Here is a 17,078-nt window from a genome sequence, read left to right on the forward strand (position 1 = left end):
TTGAAGATTGCACTTTGGGCCAATCCTTGATAATCGGCACGATATCGTGCTGTTTTGAATGTTTCAAGAAGGCTTCCGTCATGTCGTCCATCACTCTCTCGGGGCTCGCCTGGTCAACGGCGGATGGCCGGAGCGTCTTTTCCACTCTCGACCTGACCTTCGGCTCCGAGCGCGTCGGCCTCGTCGGCAGGAATGGTGTCGGCAAGACCACGCTGCTGAAGATCATTGCAGGCGAATTGCAGCCTTCGGCCGGTTCGGTCACGGTCAGCGGGAGCCTTGCCATGGCGCGACAGGCCGTGCAGATCGACGCGGATGAGACGGTTGCCGATCGTTTCGGGGTGAGGGGTGCCCTTTCGGTGCTGCGCCGTGCCGAGAGCGGCGAAGCAAGCGTCGAGGAGCTTGCCGAGGCAGACTGGACGGTCGAGGACCGGATCGTGGCCGCACTTGCACACGTCGGTCTTGAGGCTCGTCCAGAGACCGCGCTGGTGCTGCTTTCGGGCGGCCAGCGGACCCGTGCGAGCCTGGCCGCCGCCATCTTCCGCCAACCGGATTTCCTGCTGCTCGACGAACCGACGAACAATCTCGACCGTCACGGCAGGCAGGCTGTGATCGATCTCCTTGCCGGCTGGCGACGTGGGGCGATCGTCGTCAGCCATGACCGCGAACTGCTGGATCGTATGGACGCGGTCGTCGAGATGACCGCGCTCGGAGCCCGTCGCTACGGCGGAAACTGGAGCACCTACCGGGCGATCAAAGCAATGGAGCTCGAAGCGGCCCAGCAGGATTTGGCACACGCGCAGAAGACCGCTGCCGAGGTTAATCGTAAGGCGCAGCTTATGGCGGAGCGAAAAGACAGGCGCGATGCGGCGGGCGTCCGCAAGGGTGCACGGGGCGACATGCCGCGCATTGTGCTGGGTTTGAGGAAGAACAAAGCTGAAGCGACCAAGGGGCAGGGCATCAAGATCGCCGACCGTCAGAGGGAGGAGGCCTATGACGCTGTAGCGTCTGCGAGGTCCCGCGTCGAAACCCTGCGCGAGCTATCTGTCGCCCTGCCGCCGACGGGACTCGCGACAGGGCGCATTGTTCTGGCTCTTGACGATGTATCTGCCGGATATGACGCCGAGCGACCGATCCTTCGGGATTTTACCTTTTCGATCGTCGGCCCGGAGCGTGTCGCGGTAGCCGGCCCAAACGGATCAGGAAAGACCACCCTTTTGAAGCTCGTCGCCGGTGAACTGCTGCCATTGCGGGGTTCCGTTTCGGTTAATGTGCCCTTCGCCATGCTCGACCAGAGCGTCGGCATCCTGGATCCGGAGACAACGATCCTCGACAATTTCATGCGGCTCAACCGGCATTCGACCGAGAATGCCTGCCGCGCCACGCTTGCGACATTTCTCTTCCGTGCCGATGCCGCACTGCAAATAGTGGGTACGCTCAGCGGAGGGCAGATGCTGCGGGCCGGGCTCGCCTGTGTGCTCGGCGGCCCGCGGCCTCCTGCCCTGCTGATCCTGGACGAGCCCACCAATCATCTGGACATCACGTCGATCGAGGCAATCGAAGCAGGGCTTCTCGCCTACGACGGCGCGCTGATGGTCGTCAGCCACGACGAGACCTTCCTGGCCAACATCGGTACCGTGCGGCGCGTGGAAATGGCACAGGCCATGCGCTGAAGAGGTAACCGACGTGGCGATCAGCCGGGACCGGGACTGGTGAGATTGGAGGCGGGGGCGACGATCTCTTCCGGCGGTCCAACCCGCTTCAACTTGCATTTCAGGGGATCAGCAGGAGTTTGCCCGTAGTGGCGCGGCTTTCCATGTCGGCATGCGCCTTTGCGGCTTCGGCGAGCGGATAGATGCCGCCGATATTCACTGTCAGCGTCCCGTCGGCGATCCAGTCGAAGAGCTGCCGGCTTCGCGCGCGAAGCAACTCGGGTGTGTGGATGTGATCGAAGAAGGTCGCATAGCCGAGTTTGATGCTCTTCGGCAGGCTCATGATGTCGAGCGGTCCTGGGCCGCCGAGCACCGGGCCGTACCAGCAGAAGGTCCCGGAACGGCGGAGGGAGGCGAGTGACCCTTGGAAGGTCTTTGGCCCGGAGCCGTCATAAACGACATCAACGCCCTTTCCGCCGGTCAGGCGCACGACCTCGTCGGCAAAGTCACCTTCCGCATCGACGATCACATGATCGGCGCCGGCCTGTCGGGCAAGCTCGGATTTCTCCGGGGAGGAGACGCGGCCAATGACGCGGCCGCCCCTGTGTTTGATGATCTGCGTCAGAAGCAGGCCAAGCCCGCCTGCCGCCGCGTGGACCAGCGCGGTGTCGCCGGGCTGGACGGGATAGAAGTCGGTGGCGAAGTGGCTGGCGGTGAGACCTTGCATCATGACGGCGGCGGCCGTCCGGTCATCGATCTCGTCGGGAACCGCGACAAGCGCGTCAATGGGGGCGGCGATACGTTCGGCGTAGCTGCCGGGGACGTAGACCCAGGCGACGCGATCGCCCGGCTTGAAGCGATCATTTTCCACTCCGATGTCGATGATGCGGCCGGCGCCCTCGACGCCGAGGATTCTCGGAAAGGGCATTTCGGTCCAGAACATTCCCTGCCGTACGCCGATGTCCATGAAGTTCACACCGGAAGCTGCGACTTCGACGACGACTCCGTCTGGTCCGGCCGCAGGTTGCGGCCGGTCGACGGCTTCCATCACGTCTTGCCCGCCCACTCCATTCATTACAACAGCTCTCATTGTTTCGTCCTTTCTTGACTAAACATTCCAAAATTGGTCAAATGGTCTTGCCTGCGGTCTTTTTTGCGTTCCGCTTATGTGATGGCGCGCAGGGCGAGCCTGGCCAGCGATTGAAGGTGCGCGCGATCAGCTCCGCCGCGCGCCGCGATGCGAATTCCGGCGAAATTTGCAACGAGAAAGTCGGCAACCTCAACCGGCGACAAGCCCGCAACCACATCGCCGGCGGCCTGCGCCTCGGCGATGCGCCGGCGCATGGCCTCCTTGAGGCGGCGGTCGGCAACCTGATGCACGGCAACAAGCTCCGCGCGTGTTTGGCCGAATTCGCAGATCGAACCGACGCCGAGGCAGGTCCGCCTCGCTTCTTCGACGACCCGATCGATCATCTGTCGAATGCCATCCACCGCTTGCCCCTCACGACGAAGGATTTCAATATGGGCATGGGTCTCGGCCGTTGCATAGCGCTCGACCGCCGATCGATAAAGCTGCCACTTGTCTCCGAACGTATCGTAAAGGCTCTGCCGCCCGATACGCATCGATTTCACAAGCATATCGGTCGACGTGCCCTCGAACCCGTGGTCTCGAAACACATCGATGGCAGCGTCCAGCGCCTGCTCCCTGTCGAATTCCTTTGATCTCGCCATGGAGGGAGAAATAGGCTTTCTGGAATAAGTAGTCAAGAATGTTTTGCAGATGGTCTGGCGGTCGCTGCGAAAAGCACTGCGGCCGATCGGTTTATTAGGCAGGCTTGCCGCGTGTTGTGCGCGAGCTGATTTCGTCACCGGAAAGGCGCTAGGCACCCCGAAAGTCCCTTTGCACATCGTCAGGTGTCGCATGGAGCGAACTGACGGTTCCGTGATTGAAATGGCAAACGCTGCAGCGGTCGGTCTACGAGGCGTTGGCTGTTGGCGCGCTCGGTCCGGCGCTTGCTGTCACGCGGAACGGCTTGGCGGGTTCTCCGCGCGCTATCGCCGCCAAGAGGCCCTCCCTGGATTCACAACCAGCCTGAAAAAGGTCGAACAATCTGGACGCTATCGAGCAACCTTCCACGCTGTTCGGATTGGTCTTTGTCAGGCGGCACCATTCGGACAGTGCCTCGAAGACGACGTCGATATCGTCACTAAAGGAAATAGCGCGTAGCAGATCACTCATGGTCGCTCCTCCGTTTGGGCAGAAGCGCGTAACTTCCAAGCGGTCGCAGCCAACATTCGCAACCGATGAGGAAGCAGTACTCTCTTTCTTGCGAACTCGCTATCAAGTTTGACATGTCGGTGAAACCCGCGGGCGGTTGGCAAACGGCGCAAATGCCGGACTGCCCAGGGCGTTTGTGAGAGCGCTTTCCGACAATTGCCCCAGGGAACGCTCGCTGTCATGCGCTGCATGCATGGGTGGCGTGAAGTCTTGTCCCTGTTAGTCGACGCGGTGCGAAGCTATATGAAGGTCATCGAAGCAAACAAAGCGCCAAGGACTGGCAGCTCTGCTTCGAAAGCCCAGGAAAGGGGATTATCATGAACGTAGCACGCTCCTTCAACAATTGGCGCAAGTACCGTCAGACGGTCTCCGAACTTGGCCGCATGACCTCACGCGAACTGCAGGACCTGGGCATAGACCGCTCGGATATCCACAGCGTGGCACGCGCAGCCATTGCTCGCTAACGCAAGCTGAGCCCATTCTACTTCTCAAGAAAACGTCCGCTGAATTCCGGCGGGCGTTTTTTGTTGCCCTGTTTCGTGCCGTAGCGCCAATCGGTTTTGAACCGCGATAGAGTTTCCCGCGTGGTACATGGCGCATCGCCGATCACGCGTGTTTTGCCTAGAATTTAGGCTTGTACACGCACGGCAACCCTCACCGATGCAAATTCGTCGGTCAGTTTTCCAGCTGCTGTTCCGCGACCACGCTGACGACCACCTGGTCCGTGCCCTTCGGATAGAGCGGAAGAGTAAGGGTGATCGCCAGATCTCTTCCTCCGACACTTGCTGTGTAGGCTTTGTGAATGCTGTCCTGACCGCGCGTTTCTCCTGCAGGCCGCGCGGCGGCAAGATTTTTGAGCGACGACTCGAAGGCTTCCGCGTCGACGTCGGTGAAGGCTACGGTGCAGCCTTCGACTGCCTTTCCGCCTATGGTCGACTTAGAGACGACGACCGCTTCGAATGAGTCCCCGCTTTCCCCGTCTCCGACAATCCAGCCCTCCAGGGCAACCGGGTTTTCAACAGGCGTCAGGCTGACAGCCATATCGTTTGCAAGGGGTGTCCAGCTTCGATCCTTCGCAAGGACCACCGTCCGCTCGAAATAAGGTCCGGGGGACAGGCAGTGTCGATGGAAAATGTCGTATGGGGATGCTGCCTGCGCGGCAATGCAAGGGTTGGCGAAAAAGACCGCGGCGATTGCTGCCGAAAGAGATCGTCTCATATGAACTGACCTAATGTTCTAGCCCGGAGAGTAGCCTAGCCAGACACTTCGTCAATTCTTCGTCCGTCATCGACGATCTTGGAACTGCCCGCGATGGCAAGCCCTCGCGGTGGAGCCAAAGAGAGCTGCAGCGATCCAGGCACTGCCTGGCCTGATGCCTTACTGTTCCGAGAACGCTCGCGACATGCTGTCCGTTACCGGCTTGGCAATATAGCTGAAGAACGTCCTCTCTGCCGTCTGGATCATCACCTCGACTGGCATGCCCGGAGTTGGCGTGAATCCGTGGACCCTTGCGATTTCTTCGGGCGAAACGTTGATGCGCGCGACATAGACATCATGATCTGCCATGCCGGGCTTGCTGTCTTGCAGAGCATCGGCCGACAGATAGATCACATCGCCATGCAGGACGGGTGTTGTTCGCTGGTTCAGTGCGATCAGGCGTATGGTGGCAACCTGGCCCACCTTGACGCTGTCGATGTCGTTGCGCCGTATCTGCGCCTCGATGAGCAGGGGCACACCTGCGGGAAGGATTTCGAGAATGGCCTTGCCACTTTCGATGACGCCGCCCGTCGTATGGTAGTGCGTGCGCACGACGGTCCCTGAAACGGGCGAATTGATCGTTGCGCGCTGAAGAACGTTTTCGGCCTCGCGCAGCTGCTCGCGAACCACATCGCGTTCACCTTGAATCGCTTGCAGGCGGTCGAGGGCTTCTTCCCGGTAGACGCCTTCGGTTCTGAGTATCTCCTGCTGCTCTTTTACCGCTTGCGCTTGCGTTTCTGCAATCTCTGCCTCGAGCCTTCCTACTTGTCCCTCGGCCTCGGCGATCGCGCGCTGTATCGCCTTCACATCGTTGCCGCGCACCAGACCCTTTGTGAGCAGCAACTGCTTGTCCTGATACTCGGCCTTGAGCAGATCCACTTGCAGCACGGTCGCATCACGTTGCCGCCGGTAGCCTTCCTCGCGAAAGCGCAGGGCCTTTACGTTTTGCTCGAGAAGGGAAAGCTCGCTGGAAAGCTTGAGCTGCCCAGCCTTGAAATTGAGTTGCTGGCTGACGAGGATCGACCAGACATCGGGATCGTCGCGATAGTTGTTCAGCAGGTCGGTGATGACAAGATTGTCTTGGCGATCGGCTTGGGCGGTCAATCGAGCCGCGGTGCCGTCCAGTCTCATACGGCGCAGAAACAGCTCCCGCTTTTTTGACTTTGCCGCCGTCTCGTCGAGCAGGACAAGCGGCTGCGCTTCCTTCACCTGATCGCCCTCATTGACGAGAATTTGCTTGATGATGCCGCCCTCGAGGTGCTGAACGATCTTGTTCTGGCCCGTGGCGACGAACCGACCCTGGGCGATCACGGCTGCGGCGAGAGGAGCCGTCGACGCCCATGTGCCGAAACCGCCGAATGCCACCCCCAGGAGGATCAGCCCGACGGTCGTCTGCTTCCAGATGGATCGCGGTACGTCGGAATACCATTCTATGTCGTGTACCTTGGCGATGTCGGACATGATGCTCGCCTCCTACTGCAACTGATGGCCAAACGAGCCACCCTCTATGCTGATCCCGCGAGCCCCCATCGCCTGCAGGACGTCCATGCGCATACCGAAGAGCGCCACGGTCCCGTTCACCAGCAGGAGTATCTTGTCGACATTGTTGAGAAGCGCGGGCCTCTGGGTGATGGTGATCATTGTTATCTTCTGCTCTTTCGCCTGCTGCAGCGCGCGAACGAGGGCCGCTTCGCCCGCCGTGTCGAGGTTCGAATTGGGTTCGTCCAGGACCACCAGGTGCGGATCTCCGAAAAAGGCGCGGGCGAGTGCGACACGCTGTTTCTGACCGCCGGAGAGGGGCGATCCGTCTGCAGCGACCACGGTTTCGTAGCCATGCGGCAGGCTCGCGATCATCTCGTGAACATCGGCCAGCATGGCTGCGCGGTAAATCTGCGCATCGTCGGCGTCCATTCGCATGCGGGCAATGTTGGCTTTGATGGTGCCCGGGAACAGTTGCACGTCCTGCGGCAGGTAGCCGATGTTCTCACCGAATTGGCGCTGGTCCCAGTTGCGCAGATCCATGAGGTCGAGCCTGACATTTCCCGATGTCGGCAGGATCGATCCCACAAGCATTTTGCCCAATGTGGTCTTTCCGGCGCCGGAATTGCCGATGACGGCAAGAGAATCGCCGGCCTGCAAGCCAAACGAAAGCCCATTGAGGACGACACGCTTGGTTCCCTGCGGCACGTAGAGCAGTCGTTCGACGTCCAGACGGCCTTCGGGCTTCGGCAGATTGAGGCGCTCGAAATTGAAAGGCGAGGCGCGCAGCAGCGCTGCTATCCGGCCATAGGCGGCGCGCGACTGGCTGAACTGGTTCCAGCCTTCAATTGCGCCTTCGATCGGGGCAAGGGCACGTCCTGCAATGATAGAGGAGGCGATCACCATGCCGCCGGTCAATTCGCCCTCAACGGAGAGATAGGCACCCCAACCGAGCATCGTCACCTGCGTGAGAAGCCGTGTTCCCCTTGAGACAGCAGCGATGGCAATGTTCCGGTCCTGGGCAATGATCTGTGCCTTCAGGGAGGCCGCGGTGTCCTTCCCCCAGATCTGCACGGCCTCCGGTATCATCGCCAGCGCATTGATGATCTGAGAGTTGCGGGTCATGGAATCGAGGTGAAGGTTCGCCTTTACCTGTGCCGTGTTCGCTTCGGCAAAAGGGCCTGCCGTCATTCGCTGGTTTATCTGGGTGAGGATCAGCAGCAGGATTGCGGTCACCACCACGATAAACCCGAGATCCGGGTGAATGAGAAAGACCGCTACGAGGAAAACGGGCGCGATCGGTGCATCCAGGAAAGACAGCAGCGTCCTCGACACAAGGAAGCCTCGGACCTGCTGGAGGTCCCCGAGGGTCTGATATTCCTTGCCGTTTCCTTGCAGCGACGCACGCGCTGCGGCGCTCAGGATGGGGGCGCCAAGCTGCGCGGCAACTTCCACCGCCGTGCGCATCAGCACGAAGCGTCGCAATGCGTCGAACATGGATTGCAGGATGATTGCGCCGACGATCACCAGGGTCAGCATGATCAGAGTGTCGATCGAGCGGCTTGTCAGGATGCGGTCGGAAATTTGGAACAAATAGATCGGAATTGCCAGCACAAGCACGTTGCTTGCCAGTGTGAACAGCAAGACGATCATCAGGTTCCGCCGCACCGCGGTGATGCCTGCCTGGAGGCTGGCATTGAAATCGACCGGCGCCAGCCGCTTATGGAACGTGCCGCTGCCTCCTGACCCGCCACCCCCGGTGGACGGCTTGTCGACTGTGCCGTGCGTGGCGGCTATCGGGCCGCAGTCGCCATCGATAACTTTCAATCCATCGACGGCCTTCGAGGCGGGGGCCTCACGCACCGTCGGTCTTGGCCGGCCCTCGACCGGGCCTTCGGCAACTGGCGCCTCTGCAACGGGCTCGCTGAAAGGACGTCGTGCGTCCGGCGATGCGGCCTGGCTATCGCTAACCACGTAGGGGGGGCGTGGCGCCCCTACGGCCACCGCTGCCGGCGCTTGTTCAAGCATGCCCTGTCGAGGCAGCGCAGCGCCGGACGCGACGGTTTTGCATTCCTCCACGGCACGGTCGAATTCCTGATAGCTATCGTCCATGCCGCGGGGAGCAGCCTGACGCAGATTGGTGTTGTCTGGTTTGGCGCCCATCAATCCAGTCGGGACTGCAGGGGTTTTGCGGATTTCATACATATGTCCCTCTAATGTCCAAGCATGGTGTTGAGCCCGTCATCCGGGTGGGCATCGTAGTCTGCCGGGATATTGGCCCCGGTCTGGGTTGCATCCGGAGCCAGCATCGAGTCGTCGAGGAAAAGGATGGCCTCGTTGACGAGCGCATCGGGATTGGAGGCTCCGAAGTCAGGCTGGTGCGATATCAATTCGGCTTGAAAGAGCGTTTCTTGAGAATACTGCTCGCCGCCGACATAGGTCTTGCCGAACGAATCGAGGTCGACGATGACTGCATTGTTCAGAAGCGCGTTCGAACCCGTCGAGATTGACCATTCCGCACCTGGGTGAGGAGAAACCGCATCCATCGCAAGCGCGATCTGATCGCTGTCACCCAGAATGTTTGTCTGCTTGATGTACTGAAGGTTGATCAGGTCGCCGCTTATGTAGAGGACCCTCAGCCCATCGAGGCCCGCAAACGCGTGATCCGAAAGCACTCCGCCTGGAATAGTCTTGCCGCCGCTCGAGAGTCCGTTGGCGGCATCCAGGTAATCTTGCGGCAAGGAATCGAACCGGTCCGAGCCGCCGATGGTGTAGATGTGTGCCTGGTTCCAAAGCAGATTTCCCGACGATGAGATCGCGCCCGCTCCGGTGGTCTGAAAACCGGACACGGCGCCCACCACATCGTTGTCGAACAGAATGTTCAACTGCTGAATGATGTTGGCGTCGTAGACAGACCCGCCAATGATGATCAGGTCGTAGCCAAAGCCGAGCTCGACGACGGACGCATGGTTCATGCCAAGATTGTCGCCGCTGACGATGCTCGTCGTCACGCCCGACGATGAGAGAACACCGACATCGTTGTCGCTCATGAAGACAAGCTGTTCGAGCCAGTTCACGATCATCAGATCGCCTTTGATCTCAGTGATTGACCAATATGCCGGATAATCGCTCGAGTGCGACGACCCGCCGGCCGATACACCGGAGTTATCCAGACGTTCGAACGTTGCGATGTTGTAAAGCTCGTTGGCGTCACCTGTCGTCCAGTGATTGACGGCAGAGGTGATCGCGTCGGTGTCCCAGATTGCGTTGATTTGGATAATCGCATTCAGTTCGATGTGATCGCCGAGGACTGCGGTCACCGCGCCCCCGCTCCAGAAGTTCTTCATGACGGCGTCGTTGACCAGCGTGTCGCCGCCGGCTTGCAGTTCGACCGAGACTTTGATGGTGACTGCCCCATCCTCCGATATGAAGGTGTTTGATTGCGGATCGGGTTCGCTGTCGTCGGTTTTCTCGTCGAACGTGTAGTGGTCTTTGAGGAGAGGCGCTTCGGCGACGAGTTCGCCATTGACGTAGATGCCGTCGATGGCTTCCGTACCGTGCAAAAAGATCTGTGCCGCCTCGACAGGACCCGAAGCGGCGGCGTCAAGGTGGGTAATCGCCGTTTTGATGACCTCAATGGTTTCCGCGCTCGAACCGGGTCTCTCCAGATCACCGAGGGGCGACAGCGACGCTGCGTATTCTGCGCCGGAAAACAGCGCCGAGTTGTCGATAGGATCGGGGGAAAATTTGAGATTGTGGCCGCCGACGCTGAAATAGTCATCGTCCGATAGCACGATCGCCTGGTTGAGATAATTGGCCACTGAGCCTGGGGGCTGCATCTCCGGCGCGTCAAATTTCATCGTCTTGGCGGCGGCATGATAGGACCAATGCTGTGGCCAATGATGGTCACGTCCCACGTGCAGGTCGTCAGCTCCATGAAGACGTGGCAAACCCTGGAACAGGGGTGGCCAGGGACGTACATGCCACGGATCATGACCGGGAGAACGGTAGTCTATTCCCGGTTCGTAATCGAGCAATTCGAAGGGCGCAGCGAAGTCTGAATCCACCACCGGGTGTACATCCGGTTCGGTTTGTACCAGGTTGAGAGTGAATTCCTGATAGGCCTCTCTATAGCGCGCGTCCTCGACGCTTACATGAAAGACGCCGATGAAGTGGGCGATCTCTTCGGTAATCTTGTCCAACATGATCACGGCAGGAACTCCTCTGTCAGCATCGGCCATCTCTGAACCTTGCCGTCAGGATCAGGTCGGTCGTACCTTGTGCAGGCTGCGCGTAGAAACCGCGCGCAGCCTGCCTTGCCTACTTCACATTTCATCTAGGTGTATTCGGCCCTAGCTGCTGCCATCACTGGCATCGTCGCCGATGACGGTGCTGGTCAGATCGCCGCCGACGATGGTCATGTCGATTGCGTTCTGCTGCAGGTTAGCGCCCATCACGATATCCTGGTTGAAGGCGCTGGTATCGATGACGGCATCTGCCGATGCTGAACTCGTGCCGGTGACAATACCATCGTCACCATTGCCCGAACCCCACGACCCGCCGTCGCCGGCACCGCCGTAGCCGTTGGTGGCTATGCCGCCGTCTGCGCCGTCGCCGCCGTTTCCGCCGAACGCCCAGCCGCCGTAGCCGTCGCCGCCGATTCCATCGGCCCATGCGCCGCTGAGGGCAGTTCCGCCTTCACCGCCGCCTGCCCAGGCATCCCCGCCGTAACCGTCGCCGGTCGTGGCGTCGCCCGTGGTAGCTGCCCCACCGGCTCCGGCTGCACCGTCGCCACCGTCGCCGCCGGTTCCAGCGCCGTTTCCAGCACCGCCACCAAAACCGGTGCCGGCGCCAAGCGCGTCGCCACCGCGGCCACCGTCACCGGCGTCCGTAGCATTGCCGCCCGAACCACCGGCGCCGCCTGCGCCGGCGCCACCACCGGCGCCGCCGTTGGAGTCACCGCCGTCCCCGGCAGTGCCGTTGCCGCCATCACTGTCGGCAAACACCGGGTTGATCAATCCAAGAACTGCCCCGACACCAGTCGTGGCGGCACCACCGGTACCGGCACCACCGTCTCCGGCGTTGTCGGCGTTACCGCCATTGGCGTCACCGCTGTCCCCGCCCTGGTCGCCATTGCCGGCGGTATTGTTGCCGCCGTTGCTGCCGTCACCGGCAAGTGCCAGCCCTGCGCCGAGGCCGAGGCCAAGGCCCAAGCCGACGCCGATGCCTTCGGCACCGCTGCCGCCACGTCCGCCGTGGCCGTAGCCGCCCTGGGCGTTGCCGCTCGTGGCATTTCCGCTGCTGCCATCACCGCCATCGGCATCGCCGCCTTCGCCGATGCCCCCGAAAGCCAGGCTCGCAGCCAGACCGCCGGCCCCGGCACCGCCGACTCCGGCGCCTGCGGTTGCACCGCCGCCGTTGCCGCCATCGCCGCCGTTGGCATCGGCATCGCTGCCGCCCTTGCCGCCGTCGCCACCGCCGCTGATCCCGTCGGATGCAAACGCCAACCCACCGTTGGCATTGTTGTTGAGCTGGAAGGTCCCGTTGTTGGTGACCTGGGCATTATCGAGATGGTCATTGTCCTGCAGGTTGGCAATCTGATTGATCACATTGCCGACGTCATTGCCCTCACCGGTCAGCGCGCCGTTCAGAATGTCGTCGAACTTCGTGTTGAACAGGCCGTCGATCGAGCTGCCGCCCTGGACGTCGATGTCAGCGAAGTCGTCGTCGCTCGGCAAGTAGCCTTCCAGGCCGACGTCCACGGTTACGTCGACGGTCGTATTCGTATTGTTGGTGTTTTCGTTATAATTCTCGCTGGCATTGAAATTGCCATTGAGGTTGCCGTTGCCATTCAGGTTCAGGCTGCCGTTCCCGTTGAGGTTCAGGTTGCCGTTGCCATTACCATTGCCGTTGAAGTTTTCCGATTCACTTCCCTGGTACTGGTTCTGGCCCTGTTCCTGCTGTTCCTGTTGCTGTTGTTGCTCACGTTGCTGCTGCTGTTGCTGCTGATCGTCGTCATGGGATGACGGATCATAATTATGTCTGTGCTTGTCAGCCATTGTCGTGTCCTCTGGCTCTGGATCCGCAACAGCTTGGCCACAATTCATCTTATTTATGGTCTTGGCCGTGCAGATGTTGAACTTGAACGATTGGATGAAGGCGGAGTTTATGGGGTGACCGCATCCCCGTGATTGGATTGCGTGTTCAGTTGGCAAGCCCTCCCGTCGTTGGCGACGCGGCATTTCAGCATGGAGTTTCGACGCACGAAGCCAGCCCATGCCTCGCAGGCGACCCTCCAGACCCAGCCGCAACGTTGAATGTGCTGCTAATATACGGGGAAGGTAAGCTGCTAGATGGAGCTAGTACCCCGACCGGGGAGCCGCTGAGCCGCTGTTTTCAAGGTCTCCTGCGCCAGAACCGGTCAAGCCTGTGTCGTTTTGAAACGGATAGCTCCCGGAGACCGGCGATAAGCATCGTTCCTCGATCAGTATTGTGATGCAAATCGCGCGAAGGTGGCTGTCTGCCGCCCGAAGGCGTGTCCAAATTCATCTTCAATGTCGCTTGCTCGACGCACGACGCCCCCGGATGTGGAGCCATTGATCCTTTCGCCTAGGCCTTAAGTGCTAATAGCCCGCCACAAGAGGTAGCGGATGTTCAGAGCTACCGCCTTGGTAGGTAGTTTCATGCGAGCCTGCCCATTGATTTATCGTAAAAAAACGGTTTAGCACACGCTGTGCGCGATATTCTGCGCGATGCCAGCGAGCCACCGGCAGGGGAGCATAGCTCCTTCGAGCTATTCCCAATCGGGTCTGTTTGGTCTAGATTTTCCAGCAAGAGGCGGAGGGGGAAGCGCACCGCGCTCCGCAAAAAAATGCCTGGGGAGGCTACTACAATGACGCATGATGCGCCGACCTTGCACAACTTCAGCGTGGATCTGGTGCCGCCGTTGGAGGCCATTCGCTATTTGCGCACACTCTTGTACGTGGGGCCGCCCGATGTCGTCTCCGACGCTATCGCTGCGGCGATCGAGAGAGAGTTTCCGTCGCTGTGCGTAAAAAATGTTTCCGAATTGAAAGCTGCGCTCGGCGACTTCGAAGTACCCCTGCGTCTCTTGCTGGTCGATCTCGAACTCGCACACGGTCTCAATAGCTGTGCTGGCGAAATCCTGAAGCGACACCCCTCCGTCGCGGTTGTCATCGTTACCGAGGGCGATCAGCGTGAGAGCGCCAGCAGGCTGAATTTCGTCGACACCCGGCTGGTTCGCGGCGTCCTTCCGCTGAACGTGAGCCTCGATGTTCTGCTTTCGGTCCTTCGGATCATCTTGAAGGGCGGAACATATTTCCCGTCTGTCACCTACAGCAATCAAGACGGCGTGTTGTGGGAGGCGAGCAGCCCTCGTTCGCCGGATTCGCCCGCGGAGACGAAACTGCATTTTGCGCAGGAAATCCGAGGAAAAACAATGCATCAGCTGACAAAGCGTGAAAACGAGATCTTGGGCCGAATTGCATTGGGCAACCAGAACAAGATCATCGCGGCCGCTTTCGGATTGTCCGAACATACTGTCAAGATTCACATCCACAACATCATTACCAAGCTCGGCGTCCACAACAGGACGGAAGCGGTCGCGATCTATTTCGAGCATCTGGAAACATACGGCGGTGAGGCTTTGCCGGACGGTTCTGTTCGTTCCGGCAGCAGTTCGGTGCCAGGTGACGATGCGTAAGTTTCAGGATGTTCTGTTGCTGCTAGGGCAATTGAACTACACTTGGACTAACACTGAGAGCCTTTTGATTCACGTGATCGCCGGGCTCTGCCAGTCCGACAAGGAAACGGCAATCGTCATCTTCCTGACACTGAACACCTCGCGCGCACGGATCGATTTGGTGGAGCGGCTGGCGAAGATGCAGCGGACGCCTGCAGCGTGCAGAAGCGAGGTCCTGGAGGCAACAAAGCGCCTCTCCGAGGAAGGCAAACTCAGAAACAAGTACAACCACTGCATTTATTCGTTTGACCCCGACAGCGGCCGCGGTCTGACGCAGTCGATGCGGATCTTCGAAAGCCGGGATGAAATAAAGTACGGAAAGATCGAGGAACTCGACGATCAGGAGATCGTGCGGATCAAGGAGAGCATCCAATCCTTGATCAAGCTCAATCGAGATTTGTGGGATCTGACCGAGCGATACAATTTTCCAAAATAGAATTTCGACCGCCAGGTGGGGCTCTGTGTTGGCTCGAGGTTCGCTTTCGAGCCCGTGCTCCGACAATTGTAAAGCCATCAAACGGCCGGCGTGAACCGGCCGTTTCGCATTATTGTCACCTGGCGTTGTATTTGGCGTCGAGCTCGTCCATGGCCTTGACGTTGCCGGCCGAACGGCCATTCTCGTCGAACGTCTGGGCGAGAAACGCATCGGCGATGGATTTCGCGAGTTCCGTCCCGATGACGCGTGCGCCCATCGTGATGATCTGTGCGTTGTTTGAAAGTGCCGCACGTTCAGCGGAATAGGTGTCATGCGTCAGCGCTGCGCGAATACCCGGCACCTTGTTGGCCGAGATGCAGACGCCGATGCCGGTGCCGCAGACAAGGATCGCCTTGTCATAGGTTCCGTCGATGACGCCCGACGCAACTCGGTCCGAAAGGTTTGCATAGAAGGGATCGGCGCCGGTACCCGTGCGCGAAACTTCGTGCACGTCGAAACGGTCCTTCAGATGGTCGGCCAGAACCTTGGCGAGGCCTTCGCCGGCGCTGTCTCCTGCAATAGCAAGCTTCATTGTCTTTCTCCTCAGAGTTTGGCGGTGCATTTTTCCAGGATGTCGAGGAAACCTTCGACGTTCCAGGCCGAGCGGCCGATGAAAAGCCCGTCGATATGCGGGCTCGAGATGAGTTCCTCGCAGTTCTGCGGGTTGACCGAGCCGCCGTAGAGGCAGGGGATCTTCCGGGCGAGTACCTCCTCGGCGACGGCGATGATTTCGGCCTGGCGGGCATCCGCATAGTCTGCGGTTGCCGGGATGCCCTTTTCGCCGATCGCCCAGACCGGTTCGTAGGCAAGAAGAATCTCGGCGGCTTTCTGGTCGCCGGAGAGTCTCGAAAGCGCACCCCGCACCTGCGCGGCCAGAATTTCGGCGGCCTTCCCGCTTTCGCGGTCGGCAAGGGTCTCGCCGATGCAGATCAGAGGAATGAGGCCGTGGCGCACGGCAGCTTCGGTCTTCAGGGCCACGGTTTCGTCGGTCTCGCCGAAATGTTCGCGACGCTCGGAATGCCCGAGCTCGACCATATCGAGATTGCAGTCCTTGAGCATCGGCGGCGAGACTTCGCCGGTCCAGGCACCCTGGTCAGCCCAGTGCATGTTCTGTGCGCCGACCTTCACGGAGGTCTTCGCAAGCATCGACTTGACCTCGCGCACGGCTGTAAAAGGCGGAATGACGAAGCGCTGGATGCGAGGGTCGCCTGCGGCATCGGCAGCTTCGAGCCCTTTTGCAAAGTGCTGCGCCTCCGCAAGCGTCTTGTTCATCTTCCAGCTGGTGCCAACCCAGAAACGCGGTTTTTCGGTCATGTCGGATCCTGTGTTGATGCGACGGTGAGCGTGATGCCCGCCCGCTCGAATTCCTCCAGGACAGCAGCGTCAGGTGCCCTGTCGGTAATAATGGCGTCAAAGTCGGCCAGATCCGCCATGACATGCAGCGCTGTATGGCCGATCCTCTGGTGGTTGACCAAGAGGCAGGTCCTGGCCGACGATGCTATCATTGCCCGTTTGGCGCGCACGACGTTGTCGTCCATGTGATAGGCGAGCCTACCGCTGACGGCGGGGGTCGAAATGAACGCGATATCGGCTCTCAGCCGCGACAGCGCTTCTTCCGTGACGACGCCGAGATAGGCGCTGAACTTCGCCGAATAGATGCCGCCGAGGCCGATCAGCGTGAGGCCGGCCTCGCCTTTCAGCCGCTCCATGATCGCCGCGTTGTTGGTGATCACGGTCAGGGGCCGCTTCTGCAGCAGCATTTCGCCCAGCACGGCGGCCATCGAACCATCGTTGACCATCACGGTCATGCCCGGTTCGACCAGCTCCAGCGCGCTTCGTGCCATGGCGATCTTGGCTTCGTTGCCTTGCCTCTCGCGAATACGGAAGTCGCTCTCGAACTGCGTTCCGGCGTCGATCGTCGCGCCGCCTCGTACCTTGCGCAAGACGCCGGCCTGTTCGAGATCGTCGAGATCGCGATGGATCGTCATCTTCGACACGATGAAGCGATCGGCAAGATCATCTAGGTCGACGGTCTTGTTTTCGACGAGCAGATTGACGATGAGCTGCTGCCGCTCTTCCCGCTTCATTCCGGTCTCCACTGGTTTTGAGATAAGATAACGGAATTGTCGTGATAAGCAACATTAGTGATGTTATTTTGCGATCAAATTATGTTGTGTT

At 59.9% G+C, this 17,078-nt stretch carries 15 protein-coding genes; 4 read left to right on the forward strand and 11 right to left on the reverse strand.

The features are described from left to right. Nucleotides 1-80: 80 nt before the first annotated feature. A complete protein-coding gene (locus ASC97_RS16950) occupies nucleotides 81-1,670 on the forward strand; it encodes an ABC-F family ATP-binding cassette domain-containing protein (protein WP_057469589.1) in 1,590 nt (529 codons plus the stop codon). A gap of 100 nt (nucleotides 1,671-1,770) precedes the next feature. Here ASC97_RS16950 and ASC97_RS16955 read toward each other — a convergent pair whose 3' ends face one another. The 3 genes from ASC97_RS16955 to ASC97_RS16965 form a co-directional block, all read right to left on the reverse strand. Continuing rightward, nucleotides 1,771-2,739 carry a quinone oxidoreductase family protein gene (locus ASC97_RS16955; RefSeq protein ID WP_057469526.1) on the reverse strand — a complete coding sequence of 323 codons (969 nt, stop codon included), beginning with the start codon at nucleotides 2,737-2,739 and terminating at the stop codon, nucleotides 1,771-1,773. 74 nt (nucleotides 2,740-2,813) lie between these two features. Beyond that, nucleotides 2,814-3,380: a TetR/AcrR family transcriptional regulator gene (locus tag ASC97_RS16960; RefSeq protein WP_057469527.1), complete on the reverse strand. Its 567-nt coding sequence runs from the start codon at nucleotides 3,378-3,380 to the stop codon at nucleotides 2,814-2,816. A gap of 244 nt (nucleotides 3,381-3,624) precedes the next feature. Continuing rightward, complete coding sequence (locus ASC97_RS16965) at nucleotides 3,625-3,888, reverse strand: hypothetical protein (protein WP_057469528.1); 264 nt, start codon at nucleotides 3,886-3,888, stop codon at nucleotides 3,625-3,627. A 356-nt stretch (nucleotides 3,889-4,244) separates the two neighbouring features. Here ASC97_RS16965 and ASC97_RS33075 point away from each other — a divergent pair, with 356 nt between their 5' ends. After that, a complete protein-coding gene (locus ASC97_RS33075; RefSeq protein WP_080725425.1) occupies nucleotides 4,245-4,391 on the forward strand; it encodes a DUF1127 domain-containing protein in 147 nt (48 codons plus the stop codon). Between the two features lie 211 nt (nucleotides 4,392-4,602). On the opposite strand, the gene ASC97_RS16970 is transcribed toward ASC97_RS33075, so the two are convergent. The 5 genes from ASC97_RS16970 to ASC97_RS35935 form a co-directional block, all read right to left on the reverse strand. After that, the gene (locus tag ASC97_RS16970; RefSeq protein WP_057469529.1) at nucleotides 4,603-5,145 is read right to left on the reverse strand and encodes a hypothetical protein; all 543 of its coding nucleotides are present in this window, start codon (nucleotides 5,143-5,145) and stop codon (nucleotides 4,603-4,605) included. 159 nt (nucleotides 5,146-5,304) lie between these two features. After that, on the reverse strand, nucleotides 5,305-6,645 hold the full coding sequence (locus tag ASC97_RS16975) for an HlyD family type I secretion periplasmic adaptor subunit (RefSeq protein ID WP_057469530.1): 1,341 nt from the start codon (nucleotides 6,643-6,645) through the stop codon (nucleotides 5,305-5,307). 12 nt (nucleotides 6,646-6,657) lie between these two features. After that, nucleotides 6,658-8,826, reverse strand: a complete 2,169-nt coding sequence (locus ASC97_RS16980) for a type I secretion system permease/ATPase (protein WP_057469531.1) — start codon at nucleotides 8,824-8,826, stop codon at nucleotides 6,658-6,660. 50 nt (nucleotides 8,827-8,876) lie between these two features. Then, nucleotides 8,877-10,868: a hypothetical protein gene (locus tag ASC97_RS16985; RefSeq protein WP_244481506.1), complete on the reverse strand. Its 1,992-nt coding sequence runs from the start codon at nucleotides 10,866-10,868 to the stop codon at nucleotides 8,877-8,879. Between the two features lie 147 nt (nucleotides 10,869-11,015). After that, nucleotides 11,016-12,722, reverse strand: coding sequence for a hypothetical protein (locus ASC97_RS35935; RefSeq protein ID WP_057469532.1), 1,707 nt, complete (start codon nucleotides 12,720-12,722; stop codon nucleotides 11,016-11,018). A gap of 833 nt (nucleotides 12,723-13,555) precedes the next feature. Here ASC97_RS35935 and ASC97_RS16995 point away from each other — a divergent pair. Both ASC97_RS16995 and ASC97_RS17000 read left to right on the forward strand, forming a co-directional pair. Beyond that, nucleotides 13,556-14,386 carry a response regulator transcription factor gene (locus tag ASC97_RS16995; RefSeq protein ID WP_057469533.1) on the forward strand — a complete coding sequence of 277 codons (831 nt, stop codon included), beginning with the start codon at nucleotides 13,556-13,558 and terminating at the stop codon, nucleotides 14,384-14,386. Next, nucleotides 14,379-14,861, forward strand: a complete 483-nt coding sequence (locus ASC97_RS17000; RefSeq protein WP_057469534.1) for a hypothetical protein — start codon at nucleotides 14,379-14,381, stop codon at nucleotides 14,859-14,861. Before ASC97_RS16995 ends, ASC97_RS17000 begins: the two co-directional genes overlap by 8 nt. 115 nt (nucleotides 14,862-14,976) lie before the next feature. On the opposite strand, the gene derI is transcribed toward ASC97_RS17000, so the two are convergent. From derI to ASC97_RS17015, 3 genes are read right to left on the reverse strand one after another with little or no spacing between them, the layout of a single operon-like run. Beyond that, nucleotides 14,977-15,432: a D-erythrulose-4-phosphate isomerase gene (derI, locus tag ASC97_RS17005; RefSeq protein WP_057469535.1), complete on the reverse strand. Its 456-nt coding sequence runs from the start codon at nucleotides 15,430-15,432 to the stop codon at nucleotides 14,977-14,979. A gap of 11 nt (nucleotides 15,433-15,443) precedes the next feature. Next, complete coding sequence (locus ASC97_RS17010) at nucleotides 15,444-16,214, reverse strand: triose-phosphate isomerase (RefSeq protein ID WP_057469536.1); 771 nt, start codon at nucleotides 16,212-16,214, stop codon at nucleotides 15,444-15,446. Continuing rightward, entirely contained in the window at nucleotides 16,211-16,987 is a 777-nt protein-coding gene (locus tag ASC97_RS17015; protein ID WP_057469537.1) for a DeoR/GlpR family DNA-binding transcription regulator, read from the reverse strand. Before ASC97_RS17015 ends, ASC97_RS17010 begins: the two co-directional genes overlap by 4 nt. Nucleotides 16,988-17,078 lie beyond the last annotated feature (91 nt).

This window comes from Rhizobium sp. Root1203 (assembly GCF_001424945.1).
Classification (GTDB): domain Bacteria; phylum Pseudomonadota; class Alphaproteobacteria; order Rhizobiales; family Rhizobiaceae; genus Rhizobium.

Bases quoted from the DNA above. Each gene is read 5' to 3' on its own strand.
- ASC97_RS16950 (WP_057469589.1), top strand. From the start codon at position 81: ATGTCGTCCATCACTCTCTCGGGGCTCGCCTGGTCAACGGCGGATGGC.
- ASC97_RS16955 (WP_057469526.1), bottom strand. From the start codon at position 2,739: ATGAGAGCTGTTGTAATGAATGGAGTGGGCGGGCAAGACGTGATGGAA.
- ASC97_RS16960 (WP_057469527.1), bottom strand. From the start codon at position 3,380: ATGGCGAGATCAAAGGAATTCGACAGGGAGCAGGCGCTGGACGCTGCC.
- ASC97_RS16965 (WP_057469528.1), bottom strand. From the start codon at position 3,888: ATGAGTGATCTGCTACGCGCTATTTCCTTTAGTGACGATATCGACGTC.
- ASC97_RS33075 (WP_080725425.1), top strand. From the start codon at position 4,245: ATGAACGTAGCACGCTCCTTCAACAATTGGCGCAAGTACCGTCAGACG.
- ASC97_RS16970 (WP_057469529.1), bottom strand. From the start codon at position 5,145: ATGAGACGATCTCTTTCGGCAGCAATCGCCGCGGTCTTTTTCGCCAAC.
- ASC97_RS16975 (WP_057469530.1), bottom strand. From the start codon at position 6,645: ATGTCCGACATCGCCAAGGTACACGACATAGAATGGTATTCCGACGTA.
- ASC97_RS16980 (WP_057469531.1), bottom strand. From the start codon at position 8,826: ATGGGCGCCAAACCAGACAACACCAATCTGCGTCAGGCTGCTCCCCGC.
- ASC97_RS16985 (WP_244481506.1), bottom strand. From the start codon at position 10,868: ATGTTGGACAAGATTACCGAAGAGATCGCCCACTTCATCGGCGTCTTT.
- ASC97_RS35935 (WP_057469532.1), bottom strand. From the start codon at position 12,722: ATGGCTGACAAGCACAGACATAATTATGATCCGTCATCCCATGACGAC.
- ASC97_RS16995 (WP_057469533.1), top strand. From the start codon at position 13,556: ATGACGCATGATGCGCCGACCTTGCACAACTTCAGCGTGGATCTGGTG.
- ASC97_RS17000 (WP_057469534.1), top strand. From the start codon at position 14,379: ATGCGTAAGTTTCAGGATGTTCTGTTGCTGCTAGGGCAATTGAACTAC.
- derI (WP_057469535.1), bottom strand. From the start codon at position 15,432: ATGAAGCTTGCTATTGCAGGAGACAGCGCCGGCGAAGGCCTCGCCAAG.
- ASC97_RS17010 (WP_057469536.1), bottom strand. From the start codon at position 16,214: ATGACCGAAAAACCGCGTTTCTGGGTTGGCACCAGCTGGAAGATGAAC.
- ASC97_RS17015 (WP_057469537.1), bottom strand. From the start codon at position 16,987: ATGAAGCGGGAAGAGCGGCAGCAGCTCATCGTCAATCTGCTCGTCGAA.